15 protein-coding genes are annotated in these 17,259 nt (G+C 61.6%); 6 read left to right on the top strand and 9 right to left on the bottom strand.

The genetic code is table 11. From position 1 onward, the window contains the following. The first annotated feature begins 174 nt into the window (after positions 1–174). The 3 genes from FJ958_RS02000 (at position 175) to FJ958_RS01990 (ending at position 4,000) form a co-directional block, all read left to right on the top strand. The gene (locus tag FJ958_RS02000; protein WP_140738717.1) at positions 175–1,851 is read left to right on the top strand and encodes a sugar ABC transporter substrate-binding protein; all 1,677 of its coding nucleotides are present in this window, start codon (positions 175–177) and stop codon (positions 1,849–1,851) included. 98 nt (positions 1,852–1,949) lie between these two features. Beyond that, the gene (locus FJ958_RS01995) at positions 1,950–3,071 is read left to right on the top strand and encodes a sugar ABC transporter permease (protein ID WP_140738714.1); all 1,122 of its coding nucleotides are present in this window, start codon (positions 1,950–1,952) and stop codon (positions 3,069–3,071) included. A gap of 11 nt (positions 3,072–3,082) precedes the next feature. Continuing rightward, positions 3,083–4,000, top strand: coding sequence for a carbohydrate ABC transporter permease (locus FJ958_RS01990; protein ID WP_140738711.1), 918 nt, complete (start codon positions 3,083–3,085; stop codon positions 3,998–4,000). A gap of 65 nt (positions 4,001–4,065) precedes the next feature. Here the strand turns inward: FJ958_RS01990 and FJ958_RS01985 are convergent, their stop codons facing one another. Further along, positions 4,066–4,809: a creatininase family protein gene (locus FJ958_RS01985; protein ID WP_140738708.1), complete on the bottom strand. Its 744-nt coding sequence runs from the start codon at positions 4,807–4,809 to the stop codon at positions 4,066–4,068. Positions 4,810–4,812: 3 nt separating this feature from the next. Further along, positions 4,813–5,379, bottom strand: coding sequence for an SIS domain-containing protein (locus FJ958_RS01980; RefSeq protein ID WP_140738706.1), 567 nt, complete (start codon positions 5,377–5,379; stop codon positions 4,813–4,815). A gap of 162 nt (positions 5,380–5,541) precedes the next feature. Here FJ958_RS01980 and FJ958_RS01975 point away from each other — a divergent pair, with 162 nt between their 5' ends. Further along, complete coding sequence (locus tag FJ958_RS01975; protein WP_140739153.1) at positions 5,542–6,564, top strand: aldo/keto reductase; 1,023 nt, start codon at positions 5,542–5,544, stop codon at positions 6,562–6,564. An 84-nt stretch (positions 6,565–6,648) separates the two neighbouring features. On the opposite strand, the gene FJ958_RS01970 is transcribed toward FJ958_RS01975, so the two are convergent. The 4 genes from FJ958_RS01970 to clpP form a co-directional block, all read right to left on the bottom strand. Then, positions 6,649–6,921: an HU family DNA-binding protein gene (locus tag FJ958_RS01970; RefSeq protein WP_023798342.1), complete on the bottom strand. Its 273-nt coding sequence runs from the start codon at positions 6,919–6,921 to the stop codon at positions 6,649–6,651. A gap of 196 nt (positions 6,922–7,117) precedes the next feature. Further along, positions 7,118–9,529 (bottom strand): endopeptidase La, encoded by a 2,412-nt coding sequence (gene lon, locus FJ958_RS01965; RefSeq protein WP_140738704.1) that lies wholly within the window; start codon positions 9,527–9,529, stop codon positions 7,118–7,120. A gap of 272 nt (positions 9,530–9,801) precedes the next feature. Then, positions 9,802–11,076 (bottom strand): ATP-dependent Clp protease ATP-binding subunit ClpX, encoded by a 1,275-nt coding sequence (gene clpX, locus FJ958_RS01960; protein WP_023759839.1) that lies wholly within the window; start codon positions 11,074–11,076, stop codon positions 9,802–9,804. Positions 11,077–11,371: 295 nt separating this feature from the next. Next, complete coding sequence (clpP, locus tag FJ958_RS01955) at positions 11,372–12,001, bottom strand: ATP-dependent Clp endopeptidase proteolytic subunit ClpP (protein WP_027028064.1); 630 nt, start codon at positions 11,999–12,001, stop codon at positions 11,372–11,374. A 340-nt stretch (positions 12,002–12,341) separates the two neighbouring features. Here clpP and FJ958_RS01950 point away from each other — a divergent pair, with 340 nt between their 5' ends. Further along, positions 12,342–12,932 carry a hypothetical protein gene (locus FJ958_RS01950; protein WP_140738701.1) on the top strand — a complete coding sequence of 197 codons (591 nt, stop codon included), beginning with the start codon at positions 12,342–12,344 and terminating at the stop codon, positions 12,930–12,932. Positions 12,933–12,951: 19 nt separating this feature from the next. Here the strand turns inward: FJ958_RS01950 and FJ958_RS01945 are convergent, their stop codons facing one another. Continuing rightward, positions 12,952–14,055 carry an FAD-dependent oxidoreductase gene (locus FJ958_RS01945; protein WP_140738698.1) on the bottom strand — a complete coding sequence of 368 codons (1,104 nt, stop codon included), beginning with the start codon at positions 14,053–14,055 and terminating at the stop codon, positions 12,952–12,954. Positions 14,056–14,174: 119 nt separating this feature from the next. Here FJ958_RS01945 and FJ958_RS01940 point away from each other — a divergent pair, with 119 nt between their 5' ends. Next, complete coding sequence (locus FJ958_RS01940) at positions 14,175–15,425, top strand: cytochrome P450 (RefSeq protein WP_140738695.1); 1,251 nt, start codon at positions 14,175–14,177, stop codon at positions 15,423–15,425. 41 nt (positions 15,426–15,466) lie between these two features. Here the strand turns inward: FJ958_RS01940 and FJ958_RS01935 are convergent, their stop codons facing one another. Continuing rightward, positions 15,467–15,811, bottom strand: coding sequence for a cupin domain-containing protein (locus FJ958_RS01935; RefSeq protein WP_140738692.1), 345 nt, complete (start codon positions 15,809–15,811; stop codon positions 15,467–15,469). Between the two features lie 6 nt (positions 15,812–15,817). Beyond that, positions 15,818–17,098, bottom strand: a complete 1,281-nt coding sequence (locus FJ958_RS01930; protein ID WP_140738689.1) for an O-acetylhomoserine aminocarboxypropyltransferase — start codon at positions 17,096–17,098, stop codon at positions 15,818–15,820. Positions 17,099–17,259 lie beyond the last annotated feature (161 nt).

Genomic DNA, 17,259 nt, shown 5'->3' with positions numbered 1-17,259 from the left:
AATAGTGACTGGCGCTGGTCCGAATACTGGTCGCCCGAACCGCGAAATCGGAACTTCAATCGAGCAGGTGGGGACCTGCAAAGTTCGCTTCCGAGCCGGGAGAATCGTTGGCGCTCCAGCGCCTGAAAAGTTTGGCCACACCCATCCACACAGATGTTCTGGGAGGAACAATCGATGAGAGTAGACATTTACGAGAAACTGGTCCGTGCCGGCGCTACCAGACGCGACATACTGAAAGGCGCGGCGTCGATGGCCGCGATCGCGGCGGCATCGGGCGCGGGTCTCGGCGCCTTGACGCGTCCTGCCTCCGCGGCAAGCGAACTTCGTGCAAAAATCCTGCAGATTCCCGGCGTCGGCAAAGGCCAGCCGACCGATGCCGATTTCCAGAAGGTCGGCGAGCTCTGCCTCGATGCGACCAAGGCCAGTGTCAAGGAAGGCGAGTTCGCCGGTGTCGAGCTCAAGTTCATGGGTCTCAACAACCAGAACCTGCATAACGTGCTGTTCCGCGGCTTTCTGAAGCCTTGGGAAGCCTATACCGGCGCCAAGATCAGCTGGATCGACCTGGCGCAGGCCGACTACAACGCCCGCTTGCAGCAGTCGATCGCCACCAATACAATCGACTTTGATATCGTCGAGATGGGTGCGCCTTTCGAAGGCGATGTCTGCGGCAAGGGCCTCACGTCCGAAATGCCAGACTGGGTGAAGAAGCAGATCGATATGGACGATCTGGTGGCCTATCTGAAGCCGCCGGTCGGCACTTGGGATGGCAAGCAGTATCGGGTGACCGTCGACGGAGACACGCACAACTTTAACTACCGCACCGACGTGTTCTCCGACTCTGACCTGGCAGCAGCCTGGAAAGCCGACGGCGGCGACAAGGCAGGCCTGACGGAATGGGGCGTGCCGAAGACCTGGCAGCAGGTGCAGGCCGTGACCAAATTCCTCAAGGGCAAGCAGATGAAGGGCCAAGACGTCTATGGCTATCTCGACGCGCCCAAGCCCTGGGGCGGTTTCGGCTTCTACTTCCTAGGCAGCCGCGCCAGTGCCTATGCCAAGCATCCCGACGACAAGGCATGGCTGTTCGATCCGGATACGATGAAACCGCGCGTCAACAATCCGGCCTGGGTGCGGGCGATCCAGGACGTGATCGACGCGCTGCCCTTCGAACCGCAAGATCAAATCAACGCCGACCCGAACCAGACCTGTTTCTCCCAATTCCTCGGCGGCACTGGCTCGATGCTGGCTTGGTGGGGAGATGCCGGCTCGAATGCGAAGACCAACGACTCCTCGGTCGTCGGGGACGTCACCGGCTTCTCAATCCTGCCGGGCTCCGAAGACGTCTACAATTCCAAGACCGGCAAGTGGGACAAGCTCGCCAGCGGCCCGAACTATTCGCCGAACTGCGCCTATCTCGGCTGGGGCGTCTATGTCATGGCCCGGGTCGATGCCGACGAAAAGAAGAAGAAGGCGGCATGGTCAGCCGCTGCCCATCTCGGTGGCAAAGACCTGTCCCTCTGGTGCGCGGCCTATCCGTCGGGCTTCCAGCCCTATCGTAATTCCCACTTTGACATCCCGGAGTGGGTGGCGGCCGGCTACGACGAGGCTTTCATCAGTTCTTATCTCAAGTCGGAAGCTGACAGCTATAACCATCCCAACGCGGCGATCGAGCCACGCATTCCCGGCATTTTCCAGTATTACAGCGCCGCCGAGGACATTTTGGCCAACACCTTCGCCGGCAAGATGAAGGCACAGGAAGGTGCGGATGCCATCGCCGCGGCCTGGGAGAAGCTGACCGACCAGATCGGCCGCGAGAAGCAGATCAAGCTCTACAAGGCCTCGCTCGGCGCCTAAGTGGACTCTTGATAAAAGTCACGGCCCGGCGTCACATCATCGCCGGGCCGAATTTTGACCGGCTCCTGTCGGTCAGTGTGGCAGAAGAGGCGAGAGGCGTGGCTGAACAGACTTCGACCACGAATGCGTGGCCGGCAAATTCCGCACCACTGGACCTGATCCCGCCTGGCCGCAAACGTCTCGGCTGGGCACTGATGGCCTTGGCCACGTTCGGCCTCCTGGCGATGATCCTGCTTCAGATCCTCTACAAGACCGAAGTCGACGCGATCGGCTTCGAGACATGGCGTCCTGTCGTTTATGCCTATGTGCTGTGGGGCGTGGCACTCGGCATCGGCCAGGTTCTGACGCGGGGCGAGGACGGCCAGCGCGCGCTGTTCCTCTTACCGGCGCTGCTTTTCACCATCGCCATGGTGATCTTCCCGACGCTGTTCGGTTTCTACATTGCGCTCACCGACTGGAATCTCAGCTCCTTCAGTGGCCGCAGGTTCAACGGCCTCGACAATTTCTGGCAGATGCTCGGCGATCCCTACTACCGCAACGCACTGTTCAACATGGTGCTCTACGTGCTGGCGGTGCTGGTCGAATATGTCATCGCCTTCGGGCTGGCGTTGTTGCTCAACGCGCAGATCCGGGCGCGAAAATTCTTCCGCGTCGTCTTCCTGATGCCGCTGATGCTGTCGCCGGTCGCGGTGTCTTGGATGATCGGCAAATCACTGATGGAGTACCGGTTCGGGCCGGCGGCAACGCTGGCACGCCATCTCGGCTGGGACAATCCCGCCTTCTTTTCCGACCCGATCACCGCGCGCATCTCGATCATGCTGCTTGATGCCTGGACCTTCATACCGTTCATGATGATCATGCTGCTCGCCGGCCTGCAGGCAATGTCGCGCGAGGTGCTGGAGGCGGCGCGCGTCGACGGCGCGACCGCGTGGCAGACCTTCTGGCAGGTCACCTTCCCGCTGATGCTTCCAGTCTCGGTGACGGCGGTGATCCTGCGCATCATCTTCAAGCTGAAGCTTGCCGATATCATCATCACGGTGACGTCGGGCGGCCCAGGTGGTGCGACCGATTCCGTCTCGAGCTTCATCTACCGCGAATACCGCGACCGCTCGAATGTCGGCTACGGCACCATGCTGGCGATGGCCTATCTCATCATCATCGTCGTGTTCGTGACCTGGCTCTTGAAGCTCGCCAACCGCTTCGTGCGCAACGTCAACTGAGTGGCCGGATCATGAGCGTTCAGACGACCGACTATACCGTCTCCGAAATCCGCTCTCCGGCGAGCTTCATCACCAGCCGCGTCTTCATCTATGGCGCGCTGGTCTTCTGGGCCTTCATCTGCCTGTTCCCGATCTACTGGACGATAACGACCTCGTTCAAATCGGCGGTCGACGTCACGCAAGGGCATCTGATCCCCTTCATAGACTTCCAGCCGGACTGGAAGGGTTGGCGATCGCTTGGCCTCTCGCCGGATTCGATTTCCCAGACCTCCACGGTGCGCGACGAATTCTTCAAGCGCTTCATGAATTCGGTCATCACCTCGGTTGGCGCGTCGAGCCTCGCCATCATCATCGGCAGCCTCGCCGCCTACGGCCTCACGCGCTACCGCTACCGCTTCGCCTGGTTCAAGAACGAGGATATCTCGTTCTTCTTCCTGTCGCAGCTGATCCTGCCGCCTGTGGTGCTGGCCCTGCCCTTCCTGGTTCTCTACCGGGAGGTCGGCCTGCTCGACACGCGCGTCGGGCTGATCCTGCTCTACACGCTGATGGTGCTGCCGATCGTCATCTGGATCATGCGCGACCAGTTCAACTCGATACCCGTCGAACTGGAGGAAGCAGCGCTCGTCGATGGCCTGTCGATCTGGGGCGCATTCTTGCGCATCGTCATGCCGATCGCGCTGCCCGGCATGGTCGCAGCCTTCATCCTGGCGATGGTGCTGTGCTGGAACGAGTATTTCTTCGCCGCCCTTTTGACCTCGACCGATGCCAAGACCATCCCGGTGATGGTGGCGAGCCAGACCGGCTCGCAAGGCATCAACTGGTGGTCGATGGCGGCCCTTGCCACCGCGGCCATCGCGCCCCTGGCGGTCATCGGCATCGCGCTGGAACGCTATCTGATCATGGGCATGACGGCGGGAGCCGTGAAGTGACGACCAAGGAGCGATCCGGACAAATCCATCACCGACTACCAGGCGGAGCGGTTTGAAAACCGGAATTAGGCCTTCAGGACAGCGCGCAGATGATCCATGATCATGGCGACGCCCTTGTTCCCGAGTTCCGCCGAGGCATCCTTGGCGCTCGCCGTATACCAGCCTGTATTGTCGGCGAAGTGAGCCGCATCGACAGCCTCCGGACATAGCGCCAGCATCAATGACGTCTCGCCGATCCCGGCATGGTCGAACGGATACTTGCCGTTCATGGCGGCCGGCATCAGTGGATGCACCTGCACCCAGTTGAAGACATTCTCGCCTTGGGCATGGCCGGCATAGTAATCGACCATGGTGTTTGAACCCCACCAGCCCTCGCCGCGCTCCTTTTCGAGAAACCGAAAGATGGCTTGCCGGCCCGCGGTCTTGAAGGCCAGATCGGTCGGCATGCCGGCGGCGAAATTCTCGGTCTGGTGGTGAATAATGGCGTGGACGTTGCGGAAGCCGATGCGCAGCAGGCCGTAGAACAGCTCCTCCGCGAAAGGCGCAAGCACAGGGCCGCCGACCTGCACCGAACCGCTGCCTTCCGGTGGCGCCACCGCGTAACTCGCCGCGCCATAGTGGAAGGGCGGCAGGATGACGACGTCCCGCTCCTTCTCGAACAGTTCAAGCGTCTTGATGACCGCCAGCGTGTCCATCCCGACGGCCATGTGCTCGCCATGGTATTCCAGCACTCCGAGCGGCAGCGCGACCGGCCAGTTCTCGGCGATCGCCTTGCGGATCTGGTGCGGCAGCATCAGTTCATAGCGCATGATCTATTCCATGTTGGTGTGGCGCGCGCGCATGGCTTCGGGCGACGCACCGGTCAGGGCTTTGAGCTTCAGCACCATCACCTCGAACAGCAGGAACAGCGCCCCCTCGAATAGCGAGCCCATCGGCAGCACCGAAGTCCTTTGCGGTCCCTGGTCATTGGCCATGGTCTGGGCCGAGATGAGCAGCGTGGCGTCAGCCAACCGCGCCGCACTACCACCAGCCTGAGCGGTCAGCAGCAGATTTGTCGCGCCGGCTTCGCGCGCGACGCGCATCAAGGTGAGCACCGTCGAGGTTTCTCCCGGCCCGGAGCTTGCCAGGAAGACATCGCCCGGCCCCAGCGGTGGCGTGGTCATGTCGCCGACCACCGAGACCGGCAGTCCCAAATGATAGAGCCGCATGGCGAAACCCTTGACTTGCAGGGCCTCGCGGCCGCAGCCATAGACGACGATCCGCCCGGCATCGGCCAACATACTGCAGGCGGCATCGATGCGGCCTTCATCCACGCGCGCCAGCACGGCGCCGAGTTCGTCGAGCGCGGTTCTGAACAGGTTTTCGTTCCGGTCACCCACGGCAAGCCCGTCCTCGAAATCGTCCTGGATCTTTCCACGAACAGCTTGATTTCGTTCATGCTAGCAACGGCGAAAATGCATGTCCAACGCTGCGCGCCGCTTTTGCCGGGCCACAGGCATGATAGTGTCATGTCGGACAAATCGAACCGGGAAGAGCAGGACATGAAGACACGGCAATTCGACCGCATCGGCAATGGCGGCATCACCTTTACGGAGCTCGGCTTCGGCACGGCGCCGCTGGGTAATCTCTATCGCGCCGTCTCGGACGAGGATGCCAATGCCACGCTCGAAGCCGCCTGGGCGACCGGCTGCCGCTATTACGACACCGCGCCACTCTATGGGCTTGGCCTGTCCGAAACACGCCTCAATCCCTTCCTGCGCGGCAAAAAGCGCGACGACTATGTGCTGTCGAGCAAGGTCGGACGCCTCATGCGCGCTTGCCCGCCAGAGCAGCGCACAGGCATCGGCAAGTTCTTCGACACGCCGTCGCGTCAGGAAGTGTACGATTACAGCTATGACGGCGTCATGCGCTCATTCGAAACCTCGCTCGAACGCCTGGGTGTCGATCGGATCGACATCCTGTTCGTGCACGATGTCGACATTTTCACCCATGGCAGCAAGGAGGCGTCCGACCGGCGCATCGAGGAGTTCATGCGCTCGGGCTATTACGGGCTGCTGTCGCTGCGCGATCAGGGCGTCATCAAGGCCTTCGGCGGCGGCATCAACGAATGGCAGGTTGCCCAGACACTGGCCGAGCGCGGCGATTTCGATCTGTTCCTGCTGGCCGGGCGCTACACGCTGCTCGAACAGGAGGCACTGACGTCCTTCCTGCCGCTTTGCCAGAAACGCGGTATCGGCATCGTTCTCGGCGGCCCCTACAATTCCGGCATCCTTGCAACGGGACCAAAGCCCGGCGCCTACTACAACTATTCCGAAGCGCCCAAGGACATTCTCGACCGGGTCACCGGCATCGAAGCTGTCTGCAAACGCCATGGCGTGCGGCTGATCGAGGCGGCGCTCAAATTCCCGCTGCTGCACCCCTCGGTCGTTTCAGTGATCCCCGGCGGCCAGCGGCCGAGCGAAGTAGAAAGCAACCGGGCGCTGCTCGACGCGAAACTGCCCGCCGCCCTCTGGGCCGCCCTCAAACAGGAAGGTCTGATGCGTGCGGATGCGCCAACCGCATGACAATCATCCGCCTCCAGGCAGACATAAAAAGGAAAAGCCGGGGAGCCCGGCTTTTCTGGTCTCTGAAAAAAGAAAAAAACGCGCTTAGTTGACTGCGTCCTTGAGGCCTTTGCCGGCCGAGAACTTCGGCACGGTGCGTGCCGGGATCTGCACTTCAGCGCCGGTCTGCGGGTTGCGGCCAGTCGAAGCCGCACGCTTTGACACGGTGAAATTGCCAAAGCCGACAAGCCGTACATCGCCGCCCTTCTTCAGTTCGCCGGTGATCACGGAAAATACCGCATCGACCGCCGACTGCGCGTCACCCTTCGAAATGCTCGCGGCGTCGGCGACAGCGGACACCAGTTCGTTCTTGTTCATAAAAATTCCCTTCCATGAGAACGCCGGAACATACGACTCATCCGGCAGGAAACGGACTTTAGAAAGAAGCGTTCCCGCAACCAAGTCGAAAAGCCCGGGAAAAGTGGAAAAAAGCCCGGAAATCCGGGGTTTTTAACATGAAAAAGCCGGGCGCGAGGCCCGGCTTTCTGTTTGTGCGCTGCAACTTTAGCAAACTCTAATGCGCAAGTGACTTTCCAGCGTCATCCGCCGTGTCAGTCGCGGCCGGAGGATTGACGGGCTCGACCCATTCAATTGGCTCGGGCATGCGCACCAGCGCGTGGCGCAACACTTCGCCGACCCGCGAGACCGGAATGATCTCCATGCCGTTCTTCACGTTGTCCGGAATCTCCGCCAGATCCTTGGCGTTGTCTTCCGGGATCAGCACCTTCTTGATGCCGCCGCGGAGCGCGGCAAGCAGCTTCTCCTTGAGGCCACCGATCGGCAAGATGCGGCCGCGAAGCGTAATCTCGCCGGTCATGGCCACATCGGCGCGGACTGGAATACCCGTCAGAACCGACACGATAGCCGTAGCCATGGCGGCGCCAGCAGACGGGCCGTCCTTCGGCGTGGCGCCTTCCGGCAAGTGCACATGGATGTCGCGCTTGTCGAACAGCGGCGGCTCAATGCCGAAATCGATCGCCCTCGAGCGGACATAGGAGGCCGCCGCCGAGATCGATTCCTTCATCACGTCGCGCAAATTGCCGGTCACCGTCATGCGGCCCTTGCCGGGCATCATGACGCCTTCGATCGTGAGCAGTTCGCCGCCGACTTCCGTCCACGCAAGACCGGTGACCACACCGACCTGATCGTCAGCCTCGACCTGGCCGAAGCGGAAGCGCTGGACACCGAGGTAATCGGCGAGGTTGGCCGCCGTGATGTTCACCGTCTTCTTCTTCGTCTTCAGGATCTCGGTCACCGCCTTGCGCCCGAGCTTCATCAGCTCGCGCTCCAGGCTACGAACGCCCGCTTCACGGGTGTAGGTCTGGATGATGGCGCGGATCGCGTCCTCGCCGACGGAGAATTCCTTCGGCTGCAGGGCATGGTCACGCACCACCTTGGGCAGCAAGTGCCGCTTGGCGATTTCGATCTTCTCGTCCTCGGTGTAGCCGGCGATACGGATGATCTCCATGCGGTCCATCAAGGGCGCAGGGATGTTCAGCGTGTTCGCCGTCGTCACGAACATCACGCTCGACAGGTCGTATTCGACCTCGAGATAGTGGTCCATGAACGTCGAGTTCTGTTCGGGATCGAGCACCTCGAGCAGCGCCGACGACGGATCGCCGCGGAAGTCCTGGCCCATCTTGTCGATCTCGTCGAGCAGGAAGAGCGGATTGGACTTCTTCGCCTTCTTCATCGACTGGATGACCTTGCCGGGCATCGAGCCGATATAGGTGCGCCGGTGGCCACGAATCTCGGCCTCGTCACGCACGCCGCCGAGCGCCATGCGGATGAATTCGCGGCCGGTCGCCTTGGCGATCGACTTGCCGAGCGAGGTCTTGCCGACGCCGGGAGGGCCGACGAGGCACAGGATCGGCCCCTTCAGCTTCTTCTGGCGGCTCTGTACGGCGAGATATTCGACGATGCGGTCCTTGACCTTGTCGAGGCCGAAATGATCGGTGTCGAGCACGTTCTGCGCATAGGCCAAATCCTGCTTGACCTTGGAGTTCTTGCCCCACGGTATCGACAGCAGCCAATCGAGATAGTTGCGCACGACGGTCGATTCAGCCGACATCGGCGACATCGTCCGCAGCTTCTTCAGTTCGGCTTCCGCCTTTTCGCGGGCCTCCTTGGAAAGCTTGGTCTTCTTGATGCGCGCCTCGATCTCGGCGGCCTCGTCGCGACCGTCCTCGCCTTCGCCGAGCTCCTTCTGGATCGCCTTCATCTGCTCGTTGAGGTAGTATTCGCGCTGGGTCTTCTCCATCTGGCGCTTGACGCGCGAGCGGATGCGCTTCTCCACCTGCAGGACGGAGATTTCGGCTTCCATGAAGCCCATAGCCTTTTCCAGCCGCTCCTTGACCGAGAGCGTGGCCAGCATCTCCTGCTTTTCAGGGATCTTGATGGCGAGATGCGAGGCAACCGTATCGGCGAGCTTGGAATAGTCGTCGATCTGGCTGGCGGCACCCACCACTTCGGGCGAGATCTTCTTGTTCAGCTTGACGTAGTTCTCGAAGTCGGTGACGACCGAACGAGCCAGCGCTTCAACCTCGACCTCTTCCTCTTCCGGCTCGACCAGCGCCGTGGCGCGGGCCTCGTGGAAGTCGGGACGGTCGGTGAAGGAGACGATTTTCGCACGTGAGGCGCCTTCGACCAGAACCTTGACGGTGCCGTCGGGCAGCTTCAGCAATTGCAGCACATTGGCGAGCGTGCCGATGTCGAAGATGGCATCGGGCTCGGGATCGTCATCGGCGGCATTCATCTGGGTGGCGAGCAGGATCTGCTTTTCCTGACCCATCACCTCTTCCAACGCCTTTATCGACTTTTCACGCCCAACGAAGAGCGGAACGATCATGTGCGGGAACACCACGATGTCGCGCAGTGGGAGGACTGCGAAGACGCCGTCGCTGGGAGCCTTGGATATTTTGGCCATTGTCCAACCTTTCATGTCGCGGTCGCCATCAGGCCAACCGCGAATCTCATATTAACGACCGGGGATCGTTCCGCCTACCACCGTTTGTGACGGGAGTTTTACAGCACAGAAATCGGGCACCTCGGCCTTCTCGTGTTAGGTGGATGCAAGAGGGGCAAAGATCAAGAGTTAACATCGCCGCAATCCACTCCAGTGCAAAGGTCGCATGCCCTCACAGCAAAACGGCGCCGCGAGGGCGCCGTTCCATAAAAAACATCGGATCAAGTGCGATATCACGCGCTGACGTTGCCCTTCTTTTCCTTCTGTTCGGAATAGATGTAGAGCGGCCGGGCGCTGCCGGTCACGACTTCTTCCGAAATCACCACTTCGCGCACGCCTTCGAGCGCGGGCAGTTCGAACATGGTGTCGAGCAGGATCGCTTCCATGATCGAACGCAGGCCGCGCGCGCCGGTCTTGCGCTCGATGGCGCGCTTGGCGATCGCCGACAGGGCGTTCTCGTGGAAGGTCAGGTCGACATTCTCCATCTCGAACAGCCGCTGATACTGCTTGACCAGCGCGTTTTTCGGCTCGGTCAGGATCTGGATCAGCGCCGGCTCGTCGAGGTCCTCCAGCGTCGCCAGGACCGGCAAACGGCCGACGAACTCCGGAATGAGGCCGAACTTCAGCAGATCCTCCGGCTCGACAAGCCGGAACACATCACCGGTGCGGCGATCCTCAGGCGAAGCGACGATGGCGCCGAAGCCGATCGAGGTCTTGCGGCCGCGATCCGAGATGATCTTGTCCAGGCCGGCAAACGCGCCGCCGCAGATGAACAGGATGTTGGCGGTGTCCACCTGCAGGAATTCCTGCTGCGGATGCTTCCTGCCGCCCTGCGGCGGCACGGAGGCGACCGTGCCTTCCATGATCTTCAACAGCGCCTGCTGCACGCCCTCGCCCGACACATCGCGGGTGATCGAAGGATTGTCGGACTTGCGCGAAATCTTGTCGATCTCGTCGATGTAGACGATGCCGCGCTGGGCGCGCTCGACATTGTAGTCGGCCGACTGCAGCAGCTTCAGAATGATGTTCTCGACGTCCTCGCCGACGTAACCGGCCTCGGTCAGCGTCGTGGCGTCCGCCATGGTGAAGGGCACGTCGATGATGCGGGCCAGCGTCTGCGCGAGCAGCGTCTTGCCGCAACCGGTCGGGCCGATCAGCAGGATGTTGGACTTGGCCAGCTCGACATCGTTGTTCTTGCCGGCGTGCGCGAGGCGCTTGTAGTGGTTGTGGACCGCCACCGACAGCACACGCTTGGCGTAGGGCTGGCCGATGACGTAGTCGTCGAGAACCTTGAGGATCTCCTGCGGTGTCGGCACGCCCTCGCGGGACTTCACCATCGAGGTCTTGTTCTCCTCGCGGATGATGTCCATGCAGAGTTCGACGCACTCGTCGCAGATGAAGACCGTCGGGCCAGCGATCAGCTTGCGCACCTCGTGCTGGCTCTTGCCGCAAAACGAGCAATAAAGCGTGTTCTTGGAATCACCGCTGTTGTTGCCGACCTTGCTCATATTCATGTCCTTTCATGGCCGCCCGCCGATGGTCTGGCTGAAAGGGCGTAACTTCAATCTATCGCGGGAATCCGCCGCCGCCAGTGTCCCGGCTCCCGCAACGTATTCCGTACGAAACACAAATCAGAAAACGTGGCAATGATTCGCAGCAACCCCACACAAAGCTAAGCCGTCGAAAATCAACATAGCCTTAACGTAGGCAATCCCGATCCCCGAGGGAACAGCCAATTGTGGCCGAAATGCCGCGAAAGGCGCCAAAAGCGCGTGATGGTGCCATCCAGCTGCCAATAAGGCTTTATGCCAGCGCCCCTTCGGCCGCCTCGCGCGACGAAATGACCTTGTCGATAAGGCCGAAATCCTTCGCCTCGTCGGCGGTCATGAAATGGTCGCGATCGAGCGTCTTCTCGATCTCGTCATAGCTCTTGCCGGTGTGCTTGACATAGACCTCGTTGAGGCGGCGCTTCAGCTTGATGATGTCCTGGGCGTGGCGTTCGATGTCGGACGCCTGGCCCTGGAAGCCGCCGGACGGCTGGTGGACCATGATGCGCGCGTTCGGCGTGGCGAAGCGCATGTCCTTGTGGCCAGCGGTCAGGAGCAGCGAGCCCATCGAGGCGGCCTGGCCGATACAGAGGGTCGACACGGCCGGCTTGATGAACTGCATGGTGTCGTAGATCGCCATCCCCGAGGTGACGACGCCACCTGGCGAATTGATGTAGAGGTTGATTTCCTTCTTCGGATTCTCGGCTTCGAGGAACAGAAGCTGCGCGCAGACCAGCGTCGCCATGCCGTCCTCGACCGGTCCGGTGATGAAAATGATGCGCTCCTTGAGGAGGCGCGAGAAGATGTCGTAGGCCCGCTCGCCGCGATTGGTCTGTTCGACCACCATCGGAACGAGGTTCATGTAGGTTTCGACGGGGTTCTTCATTCGTTATCTCTTATCTCGCGGTGGGGTTCCGGCGCCGGGAATGCTGGCAGGTCGGGAAGAATCGGTTCTGGATCGCTGTTCCGTAGATAGGATGCCGGCTCATCCTTGTGCAAGGCCGACCCGTCCTAGCCATCTGGGTAAGGCGAATCAAGCTGTGCGGCCAGGATTCGTTGCAATGACAGGCTCCGCCGTGCCACAGCCGCACAATCAACCCGCCGCCAACGTAGCAATTTCTTAACCGCGTCCCTTAACGAGATGCGGGAAACCGCTTTTCTCCAGGACCGCGTACCCTACAATTCAACGTTGAACTTGTGCCTGCAGTTCAAACAGGGGGAATGTGATGCTCAGGAGAAGCGCGTCCTTCGCCGTTGCCGGGCTGGCAATGCTCGGCACAACGTCGCAGACGGCAGCCGGTGGCCGCGCTGTCGAGTGCTATGAACCGGTGCGCGCACCGGCCGTGTACGACACGGTCTATGACGATGTGATGGTAAGCCCGCCGGGCCAGCAGGTCGATTACACGCCACCCATCTACGGCACGCGCGAACGCTTGGTGATGACCGTTCCCTCACAGGTGACCTACGAGGTCGTGCCCGCGATCACCCGCACCGTCTACCACACAGTGAAAGTCGATGGCGGCGGCTATTCCTGGGAATGGCGCGTCATCCATGGCCGGCGCGTGCTGTGCAAGATCTGGCACAAGACGCGCTACGAACGCGTCGCCGAGACGGTGGTGAACCAGCCGGAACGTACCCGCCGTGTCGTCATCCCGGCGCAATATGACCGGATCGCCGAGGAAGTGCTGGTGCAGCCAGAGCAAAGGCGTGTCATCGATGTTCCTGGGTCCTACCAGACCGTCGCACGGCGCGTGCAGGTGCGGGAAGGTTCGTCCGGCTGGCGGCGCGTGCATATTCCCAGGCATTGCCAGGACTAATTCCCGTTCAGGCAGGCGCTCAGGCCACCTCTGCCCGCAACCATTTCTTGAGCCCGGCGATATCGCCACCGCCCACCGCCGCAGCCACGCGCCTGCCGACCGCCGCGCCGAACTTATAGCCGTGACCGGAGCAGGCCGAGACAACAAGGCATTTTCCTTGCTCATGCGCGAGGAACTTCTCATCGGCGGTGAACGTGTAGGCGCAGGTGACCACTTCGGTGACCCTATATTCCTTGATGCGGGCGATCGGCGGCGAAAACAGGTTGCGGATTGCCTCGCCCTCGCCCGGTACCGGCTCACGGTTCCAGTCGGCATTGCTGGTCGGCACCTTGTGCAGGCCTGACCCGAACTTCATGCCAGCGCCGCGCGAAAGCGGGATCATATAGCCGTCGGTCTTGCCGCCGACGTCGAGAATGACAGGTGCGGCCTCCCAGGCCGCCTTGAGGTCTGCAGGGGGCTCGACATAGGCGAGCGCGGTGCGAAAGGTCTTCAACTCGCCGCCGAGTTCAGGAAACAGCTTCAGCACCCAGGCGCCGGCCGTGACGACGATGCTGTCGGCCTGCATCGTTTCGCCGCTCTCCAGCACGATGTGACCGGCCTCGGCATCGACTTCCGTCACCTTGCTGTGTTCGTAGACATTGGCACCGTTGGCACGCAGCCAGGTGGCCAGGCCGGCCGCGATCTTTCGGCAATGGAGGGCGCCGCCCTCGGGCGAAAAATAGGCATAGCGGAACGAGCCCGGTTCCAGGAAAGGCCAGCGCTTGACCGCGGCGTCAGGCTCGAACAGTTCGAAAGGAAAATTCCCCTCCTCCAAACCCTCGCGGTAGTCCTCTGCCTCGTCGCCCGGCTCGCGTGAAATGCAGAGGAACCCCCGCGCGTCGAGGTGGCTCTCGCCGAGATCGGCCCACATCTCATCCCAGGCCTCATAGGCTTCGGTGATCAGCCGGCCGTAACCGGTTCCGGCGCGATAGGCGCGGCGGATGATGCGGTGATGGTCGCCCGACGCCGCCAGCGGATTGGGGATCGGTCCTTGCTCGACGATCGAGACGCTGTGACCCGCCTTGACCAGCGACCACGCGGTGGAGAGACCGGCGATACCCGCGCCAACAACGATCACATCCATGCGTTTCAGACCTTCCGCAGCCGCACCGCTGGCTCAATTCGTTGGGCCGCCAAACTTAGTTCATTGGCCGCCAACATACGGTCTGGAACCAAGCTGGCAAGCCGCGCTATTGGTCTGGGATGACCAAATCGAACCTCCCTTACCTCGCCCTTGATCCAGCCACCCGCCGCCTCAGGCTCGACCCGCACGAGCCGGCCTTCTTCCTGAACCCCTACGAGCCCTATGCCTTCCTGCATGGCGTCTCGAATGCGTTCTACTGGGAGGAGTTCGGGTTCTGGTGCTTTGGCGGCTTCGACGATGTCAACCGGCTGCTGCGCGACCGCCGCTTCGGCCGTCAGAACCCTGTAGGCATTCCCGACAGCCGCGGCATCGGCCAGGACCGAAGCCATCTCAAGGCATTCGACGGCATCGAAGCCAATTCCATGCTCGAATTGGAGCCGCCGGTGCATACGCGGCTGAGGACACTGGTCAACCGGGCCTTCGTCTCGCGCCAGGTCGAGCGGCTGCGGCCGCGCGTCGAAGCGCTCGCCAACGAGCTGATCGACCGTTTCGAAGGACAGAAAACCGTCGACCTGCTGCCCGCCTTCGCGTCTCCGCTGCCGATCACCATCATCGCCGAAATGCTCGGCGTGCCGGTCGAGATGGGGCCGCAACTGCTCGACTGGTCACATCAAATGGTCGCCATGTATGTCCATGGCCGCACCCGCGAGACCGAGGACACGGCCAACCGCGCGGCACGCGAGTTCTCCGATTTCCTGCGCGGCTACATCGCCGAGCGGCGCAACAATCCCGGCGATGACCTGTTGTCGCTGCTGATCTCGGCGCAGGAGGACGGCCAGAAACTGTCGGAAGACGAGTTGGTGTCGTCTGCTATTCTGCTGCTCAATGCCGGCCATGAAGCGACAGTGCATCAGACCGGCAACGCCGTGCGCTCTATCCTGGCGCAAGGCGGCGACCCACGCCGCTTTTTCACCTCACCGGAAGCAACGGCGGCGACGGTCGAGGAATGCCTGCGCTTCGACGCGCCGCTGCATATGTTCACGCGCTATGCCTATCAGGAAATAGAAGTCGCACCCGGCATCACCGTGAAACCGGGCGAGACGATCGGGCTTTTGCTCGGCATGGCCAATCATGATCCGCGCGCCTTCGCCGAACCTCTGGCCTTCCGGCCGGATCGTGCGGACCAGAAGAACGTGTCCTTCGGCGCCGGCATCCACTTTTGCATCGGCGCTCCGCTGGCCCGGCTCGAACTGCAGGTGTCGCTGAAGACCTTGTTCGATCGGCACCCGCAACTGCATCTTGCCGAAGAGCCGCGCTTCCGCGACACTTACCACATCCATGGACTGGAGGCGCTCGGCGTCGGCCTCTGAGAATCGTGAGCCCGGGTGCGCGAGTTCCCGGCCAAAACAGCTCACAACTTGATCACGTACTCCTTGCGAGTCGTTTCAAGCACTTCCCAGCTTCCCTTGAAGCCGGGTCTCAGCACGAAACTGTCGCCGGACTTGACCGTGCGCGCTTCGCCACCGTCTTCGGCGATCACCGAAACACCGGACAGGATGTGGCAGAATTCCCATTCGTCATAGACGATCCGCCACTTGCCCGGCGTCGATTCCCAGATACCTGCGTAGAGCCCACCGTCCCGCTCCTCGACGTTCCAGGTGCGGAATTTGGGATCGCCTGAGATAAGCCGGTCCGGCGCCGGCGCGCCGGATTCGGGTTCGACGGCCTTGGCGTCGACGGAAAGAAACGCGGTCATCGGTGATCAAACCTTGGCGAGCGCCTGTTCGAGGTCGGCGACGATATCGCTGACGTCCTCGATGCCAATGGAAAGCCGCACCGTGTCCGGGCCGGCGCCGGCCTTGACCTTCTGCTCGTCCGACAACTGGCGGTGCGTGGTCGACGCCGGGTGAATGACGAGCGATTTGGTGTCGCCGACATTGGCCAGATGCGAAAACAGCTCCAGCGCCTCGACGAATTTAACGCCGGCCTCGTAGCCGCCCTTGAGGCCGAATGTGAATACCGCACCTGCGCCCAGCGGCGAGTACTTCTTCTGCAGCGCGTTGTTCTTGTCGCTGGGCAGGCCAGGATAATTCACCCAGGCGACCTTCGGATGATTGGACAACCAGCCGGCGACGGTGATGGCGTTGTCGCAATGGCGCTGCATGCGCAGCGGCAAGGTTTCGAGGCCGGTGAGGATGAGGAACGCGTTGAAGGGCGAAATCGCAGGGCCGAGGTCGCGCAGGCCGAGCACGCGCGCGGCGATGGCGAAAGCGAAATTGCCGAAGGTCTCATGCAGGACGAGGCCGCCATATTCGGGGCGGGGTTCCGACAGCATCGGGTATTTGCCGGATTTCGACCAGTCGAAGGTGCCGCCGTCGACAATGACGCCGCCGATTGAGTTGCCGTGGCCGCCGATGAACTTGGTTAGCGAGTGCACGACAATATCGGCGCCGTGCTCGATCGGCCGGATCAGGTAGGGCGAGGCCAGCGTGTTGTCGACGATCAGCGGCAGGCCGTGCTTGCGCGCGATCTCGCCGATCTTTTCGATATCGACGAAGGTGCCGCCGGGGTTGGCGAGGCTCTCGATGAAGATCGCCTTGGTCCTGTCGTCGATCTGGCTCTCGAAGGTCGAGATGTCGTTGGTGTCGGCCCACCGCACTTCCCAGCCATAGTTCTTGAAGGCATGGCCGAACTGGTTGATCGAACCACCGTAAAGCTTGTTGGCAGCGACGAAATTATCGCCGGGCTGCATCAGATTGTGGAACACTATCACCTGCGCGGCGTGGCCGGAGGCGACGGCAAGGGCAGCCGTGCCGCCCTCGAGCGCGGCAACGCGCTCCTCGAGCACCGCCTGGGTGGGGTTCATGATGCGGGTGTAGATGTTGCCGAAGGCCTTCAGCCCGAACAGCGAGGCGGCATGATCGGCGTCGTCGAAGACAAAGGAGGTGGTCTGGTAGATCGGCGTGGCGCGCGCGCCAGTGGCCGGATCGGGCTTGGCGCCGGCATGGACGGCGAGCGTATTGAAACCGGGCGTACGGGTCACTGAAACCTCCCTCGAGAACTTCTCAAAATTCGCCGGGCATTCTTGGCGAAGCCCGGACCGGAATGCAAAGAAGAAAATACCTTTCGGCGCGCGATCTGCGATGAACGCACGGGAAACTCAATCGCTTCCCGAAAAAATTTTGCGCATCAGCGCTTGACCAA

Origin of the sequence: Mesorhizobium sp. B2-3-5 (assembly GCF_006442395.1) — a bacterium.
Lineage (GTDB): Bacteria > Pseudomonadota > Alphaproteobacteria > Rhizobiales > Rhizobiaceae > Mesorhizobium.
The sequence above is the reverse complement of the archived record's forward strand: the minus strand, read 5'-3'. Positions and strand labels throughout refer to the sequence as shown.

Coding starts and splice junctions, on each gene's coding strand:
- FJ958_RS02000 (WP_140738717.1), top strand. CDS start 175: ATGAGAGTAGACATTTACGAGAAACTGGTCCGTGCCGGCGCTACCAGA.
- FJ958_RS01990 (WP_140738711.1), top strand. CDS start 3,083: ATGAGCGTTCAGACGACCGACTATACCGTCTCCGAAATCCGCTCTCCG.
- FJ958_RS01985 (WP_140738708.1), bottom strand. CDS start 4,809: ATGCGCTATGAACTGATGCTGCCGCACCAGATCCGCAAGGCGATCGCC.
- FJ958_RS01975 (WP_140739153.1), top strand. CDS start 5,542: ATGAAGACACGGCAATTCGACCGCATCGGCAATGGCGGCATCACCTTT.
- FJ958_RS01970 (WP_023798342.1), bottom strand. CDS start 6,921: ATGAACAAGAACGAACTGGTGTCCGCTGTCGCCGACGCCGCGAGCATT.
- lon (WP_140738704.1), bottom strand. CDS start 9,529: ATGGCCAAAATATCCAAGGCTCCCAGCGACGGCGTCTTCGCAGTCCTC.
- clpX (WP_023759839.1), bottom strand. CDS start 11,076: ATGAGCAAGGTCGGCAACAACAGCGGTGATTCCAAGAACACGCTTTAT.
- clpP (WP_027028064.1), bottom strand. CDS start 12,001: ATGAAGAACCCCGTCGAAACCTACATGAACCTCGTTCCGATGGTGGTC.
- FJ958_RS01950 (WP_140738701.1), top strand. CDS start 12,342: ATGCTCAGGAGAAGCGCGTCCTTCGCCGTTGCCGGGCTGGCAATGCTC.
- FJ958_RS01945 (WP_140738698.1), bottom strand. CDS start 14,055: ATGGATGTGATCGTTGTTGGCGCGGGTATCGCCGGTCTCTCCACCGCG.
- FJ958_RS01940 (WP_140738695.1), top strand. CDS start 14,175: ATGACCAAATCGAACCTCCCTTACCTCGCCCTTGATCCAGCCACCCGC.
- FJ958_RS01935 (WP_140738692.1), bottom strand. CDS start 15,811: ATGACCGCGTTTCTTTCCGTCGACGCCAAGGCCGTCGAACCCGAATCC.